The sequence below is a fragment of the Xanthomonas sp. WHRI 1810A genome, assembly GCF_040202885.1.
GTDB lineage: Bacteria > Pseudomonadota > Gammaproteobacteria > Pseudomonadales > Pseudomonadaceae > Aquipseudomonas.
Genome location: NZ_JBEGED010000039.1, coordinates 1 through 4,405, shown reverse-complemented (window position 1 = coordinate 4,405; position 4,405 = coordinate 1). Strand labels below are relative to the sequence as shown.

The 4,405-nt window shown below is 56.3% G+C and carries 6 protein-coding genes; 4 read left to right on the top strand and 2 right to left on the bottom strand.

What is annotated here, in order from left to right:
• The first annotated feature begins 102 nt into the window (after positions 1-102).
• The 3 genes from tnpA to tnpC all read left to right on the top strand — a co-directional run bounded on the left by tnpA (position 103) and on the right by tnpC (position 2,433).
• Positions 103-435: an IS66-like element accessory protein TnpA gene (tnpA, locus tag ABQX22_RS26580; protein WP_074758583.1), complete on the top strand. Its 333-nt coding sequence runs from the start codon at positions 103-105 to the stop codon at positions 433-435.
• Positions 432-767 (top strand): IS66 family insertion sequence element accessory protein TnpB, encoded by a 336-nt coding sequence (gene tnpB / locus ABQX22_RS26575; protein ID WP_074758581.1) that lies wholly within the window; start codon positions 432-434, stop codon positions 765-767. Before tnpA ends, tnpB begins: the two co-directional genes overlap by 4 nt.
• 61 nt (positions 768-828) lie before the next feature.
• Positions 829-2,433, top strand: a complete 1,605-nt coding sequence (tnpC, locus tag ABQX22_RS26570; RefSeq protein ID WP_349802841.1) for an IS66 family transposase — start codon at positions 829-831, stop codon at positions 2,431-2,433.
• On the opposite strand, the gene ABQX22_RS26565 is transcribed toward tnpC, so the two are convergent.
• Together ABQX22_RS26565 and ABQX22_RS26560 are read right to left on the bottom strand one after the other, a co-directional pair.
• Positions 2,425-3,174, bottom strand: a complete 750-nt coding sequence (locus ABQX22_RS26565) for an alpha/beta fold hydrolase (RefSeq protein WP_008012709.1) — start codon at positions 3,172-3,174, stop codon at positions 2,425-2,427. The two genes, tnpC and ABQX22_RS26565, sit on opposite strands and share 9 nt — an antisense overlap.
• Positions 3,167-3,790, bottom strand: a complete 624-nt coding sequence (locus tag ABQX22_RS26560; protein ID WP_074758575.1) for an RBBP9/YdeN family alpha/beta hydrolase — start codon at positions 3,788-3,790, stop codon at positions 3,167-3,169. Before ABQX22_RS26560 ends, ABQX22_RS26565 begins: the two co-directional genes overlap by 8 nt.
• Before the next feature lie 124 nt (positions 3,791-3,914).
• On the opposite strand from ABQX22_RS26560, the gene ABQX22_RS26555 reads away from it, so the two are divergent.
• Positions 3,915-4,373 carry an Lrp/AsnC family transcriptional regulator gene (locus ABQX22_RS26555; protein ID WP_074758573.1) on the top strand — a complete coding sequence of 153 codons (459 nt, stop codon included), beginning with the start codon at positions 3,915-3,917 and terminating at the stop codon, positions 4,371-4,373.
• Positions 4,374-4,405: the final 32 nt, after the last annotated feature.

Here is a 4,405-nt window from a genome sequence, read left to right as displayed (position 1 = left end):
GTATCCGTCCGGCCAAGTCATCTACCCAGCGCTGCAAAGCCAAGACATGGTGTGCACTTAATTTAAGTGGACACCAGTTCTAGCCTTTTAAGCGGGTATTTCATGCAGCCACAACGCCGTTCCTACTCCAACTCCTTCAAAGTCCAGGTCATCCAAGAGTGCGCCCAGCCTCGTGCCTCGATTGCCAGCGTCGCCCTCAGCCATAGCCTCAACGCAAACCTCGTCCACAAATGGATTCGGGTTCATGCGCAGAAAAGCACGGCGCTGCAACCTGCATTCATTCCGTTACCCATCCAGTTGGCCGGAGCAAATTCGCAAGCGGCATCCTCGAACATCTGCGTTGAGATCCAGCACCCGAGCGGCACCGTCAAAGTGAACTGGCCAAGCGAAAATGCTGCTGCCTGCGCGACCTTTCTTCGAGACCTGCTGCGATGATCCGCATCGACTTCATCTGGCTCGCTACTGAGCCGATGGACATGCGAGCGGGCACCGAAACCGCGTTAGCCAGGGTGATCGCGGTGTTCGGTGCGGCGAAGCCGCACTGTGCTTATCTGTTCGCCAACCGCCGGGCCACTCGGATGAAAGTTCTGGTGCATGACGGCTTCGGGATCTGGCTGGCGGCTCGCCGTTTGAATCAAGGCAAGTTCCACTGGCCAGGCATTCGCCAGGGTTCTGAAATGCAGTTGGGTACCGAGCAACTCCAGGCGTTGGTGTTGGGCCTGCCATGGCAGCGCGCGGGCTCCGGCGGCGCAATCACACTGCTTTAACAGCTGCCATTAGCCTATCGATCTATCGCCGTGAATTGTCTGGTCTGGCAAAATCGGCACCATGACTTCGCTCCCCAATCCCGACCACCTTACCCCTGAACAACTGCGCGCTTTGGCGGCGCAGTTGATACAGCGTGTCGAGACGCTCGACCAGCAAATCGAGACCATGGGCAAGAAGATCAACCGCGATCAAACGGTGATCGAGAAGCTGACCCACGAGATCGCCCAACTCAAGCGATTGAAGTTTGCCAAGCGTAGCGAGCAGATGAATCCGCAGCAGGCCAGCTTGCTCGATGACCTGATCGATACCGATATCGCGGCAATTGAAGCAGAGCTTCAGGCGTTGCAAACAGCTCCGACGCCGACCGAGAAAAAGCAAAAGCCCAAGCGCACTGCATTGCCAGCAGAGTTTCCACGCACGTTGATCCATCACGAACCGGACAACACTCACTGCCCCTGTGGCTGCGCCCTCAAGCGCATCGGTGAAGACGTCAGCGAGAAGCTGGACTACACGCCGGGCATATTCACTGTCGAGCGCCATGTGCGCGGAAAATGGGTCTGTGATGACTGCGAAACGCTGATCCAGGCGCCGGTTCCGGCGCAGATCATCGACAAGGGCATCCCGACCGCCGGACTGCTGGCCCACGTCATGATCGCCAAGTTTGCCGACCACTTGCCGCTTTACCGCCAAGAGTCGATTTTCGGTCGAGCCGGCTTGGCGATTCCACGTTCAACGTTGGCTCAATGGGTTGGCGTGACGGGCGTGCAGTTACAGCCGCTGGTCGACGCGCTGCGCGACGTGGTACTTGGGCAGCAAGTCATCCATGCTGATGAAACACCGGTGCAGATGCTCGCTCCAAGCTCGAAGAAAACTCACCGCTCTTATGTGTGGGCCTACGCCACCAGCCAGTTCTGTGAAACAGCGGCTGTCGTTTATGACTTCAGTCCCAGTCGCGCTGGTGAGCATGCTCGCAAGTTCCTGCAAGGCTGGAAGGGCAAGCTGGTCTGTGATGATTTTGGCGGTTACAAGGCCAGCTTCGAACTCGGCGTGACCGAGATCGGCTGCATGGCCCATGCGCGGCGTAAGTTCTTCGAACTGCACGCCACTAACAAGAGCATGCTCGCCGAGCAGGCCCTGCGCTATATCCAGTTACTGTACGAAATCGAACGTGACGCCCGCGATCTGGAGCCGGATTTACGACGCCGAATACGGCAAGAAAAAGCCGTACCGGTGATGGATGTGCTGCATACCTGGATGATCGCCCAGCGTGATCTCGTGCCTGAAGGTTCGGCTATCAGCAGAGCCCTGGATTACAGCCTCAAACGCTGGGCAGCGCTGTCGCGCTATCTCGATGACGGAGCCGTACCCATTGACAACAACTGGGCAGAGAACCAGATCCGACCGTGGGCTCTTGGGCGCAAGAACTGGCTCTTTGCAGGGTCGTTGCGCAGCGGCAAACGGGCCGCAGCGATCATGAGTTTGATCCAGTCGGCGCGGCTGAATGGGCATGATCCGTATGCCTATTTAAAGGATGTTCTCAAGCGGCTGCCGACGCAGCGAGCAAGCGAGATCGGACAACTGCTGCCGCATCAGTGGACGGGGCCTAGCTTAGGCATGGTGCCTTCGGCAGACGCTTTTGCGTGTATCAACTCTCACTCAGGCTAATAGGCCCGCAACCAGTCGACCAAACGCAGCGGGATGTTGCAACATCATTAGGTGTCCAACGTCTGGCATGATGGTGAGACTCGTCGCTCCCTTATTTGCCCAGTCAGGAACATCCCAACCTCCGACTGAGTGCTCACCCGCCAACAAATGCACCGGTACCGAAGCGAACACGCTCCTTAAGATTGTTTGATAGTCAGGGCGCCCTGTGACCGCCACTACCGATTGGGCCATAGCTTGCAAGGTTGAAGCAGGTTGGTGGGCAAGCCAGGTCTTCGCGGTTTCTGTTTGGCCAGCGGGCTCCAGTATTCCGGATCGCTCCAGCCAGGCCTCGGGATCGGCCCGGAACCCCTCCAGCATGGTTTCTGCTTGCTCTACTGACATGTTCGCGACGGACGATGACCAGAAGGCATCCTTCAGGGTGAAGTTACCTTCAACACTGACAAGGCTCTTCACGCGCTCTGGGTAGCGGTGGGCAAATGCATAGGCCACCACTCCACCGACCGAATGCCCAACAAGATTCACTGCACATTCATTGAACTCGGCTTCGACCACCTCGCGTATTCGTTCGACCTGTCCCTGAATATTGATATTCCCTACAGGCGTACCTTGATGGTTTCCATAGCCGTAAAGATCAGGTGCAAGGAAGGGTCGATCACCGAGCTGTCTATGAATCTCAGGATCATTCAACGTACCGATAAGGCCGTTGATGAATACAACAGGGGCGTTGGATGCGTTATTCATTTGGCTTTCCTTGCGAACAATGAAGTGAGTTCTTTTCTTTAGCGTCGTGAACGGTTGAGCGAACATCTGGTACGGGTCTCACAGACATTGCGACGAGATCTTCCAGCAACGCTCTCCCCTGAAGCCAATCACCAAGTCCGCTGGCCGAATTAATGTGCCCTTGGGGCCCGATGTTCACCAGGCGGCTGCCCCAGGCTTCTGCACATCGCTGGCTATAATCCATATCTGCATATGGGTCGTTGCAGCTTGCGACAACGGTACTTGGAAATGCAAAACGCTTCAGGCCAAGTGGACTAAATCCTAGCGCCTCGTTCGGAAAAGTGGAGCGGTCGGGGTCTGGTACGGCAACCAGCAAAGCGGCCCTAACCAATGTGCGACTACATTGCGCCCAGTGGGCGACTTGCAGGCAGCCAAGGCTGTGGGCTACCAACACGATGTCGGGCCCCGCTCGGCTAATAGCGGCCTCCAGATTCTCGACCCACTTTGTGCAAACTGGTCGATTCCAGTCTTGCCCCCCAATGCTCTCCATGGAAGCGTCGGTGTGTGCCCATATCGTCTGCCAGTGACCTGGGCCGGAATTGCCAATGCCCGGGAGGAGCAATATCGAAGGTGTCATTTCTTGTTTCTCAGAAGGGGTGTCCGCAGAATGTAGCGAATGACACATCGACCTTGGATGGCAAATCATCCGAAAGAAGCGTCGTCAACCGATGATTCATCGGATTACTCAGTAGAGGAAAAGCATGGGGCTGGACAGCAAAGATTGGCAGATTCTGGAGGCACTGCAAAAGAATGCACGGCAAAGCCTGGCATCCTTGGGCAAGCGCATTGGGCTTTCCCAACCGGCTATGAGCGAGCGAGTTCAGAAACTCGAAGCTGCGGGTGTCATAGAGGGTTACAGCGCGCGGGTAAGTTTGCGTGAGGTAGGGTTGGGGTTGCAGGCGATTCTGCGCATTCGCACAACTCACCAGCACATCAAGCGCTATCTGGAGTTGTTTAACAACATACCTGAAGTGCTAGAAGCTGACAGGATCACGGGAGAAGACTGCTTCATAGTCCGTTGCGCGTTTTCTCAGCCTGCTGATTTGGAGACTATAGTCGATGCGCTGGCTGCCCATGGTTCGGTCACGACATCGTTGGTTCTGTCCAATGCCGTGCGCAAACAGGTACCTGTACGTCCGAGAAGTGACCCAGACAATTAACTGCTCGCAAGACGTGATTGCCAGACGCTTAC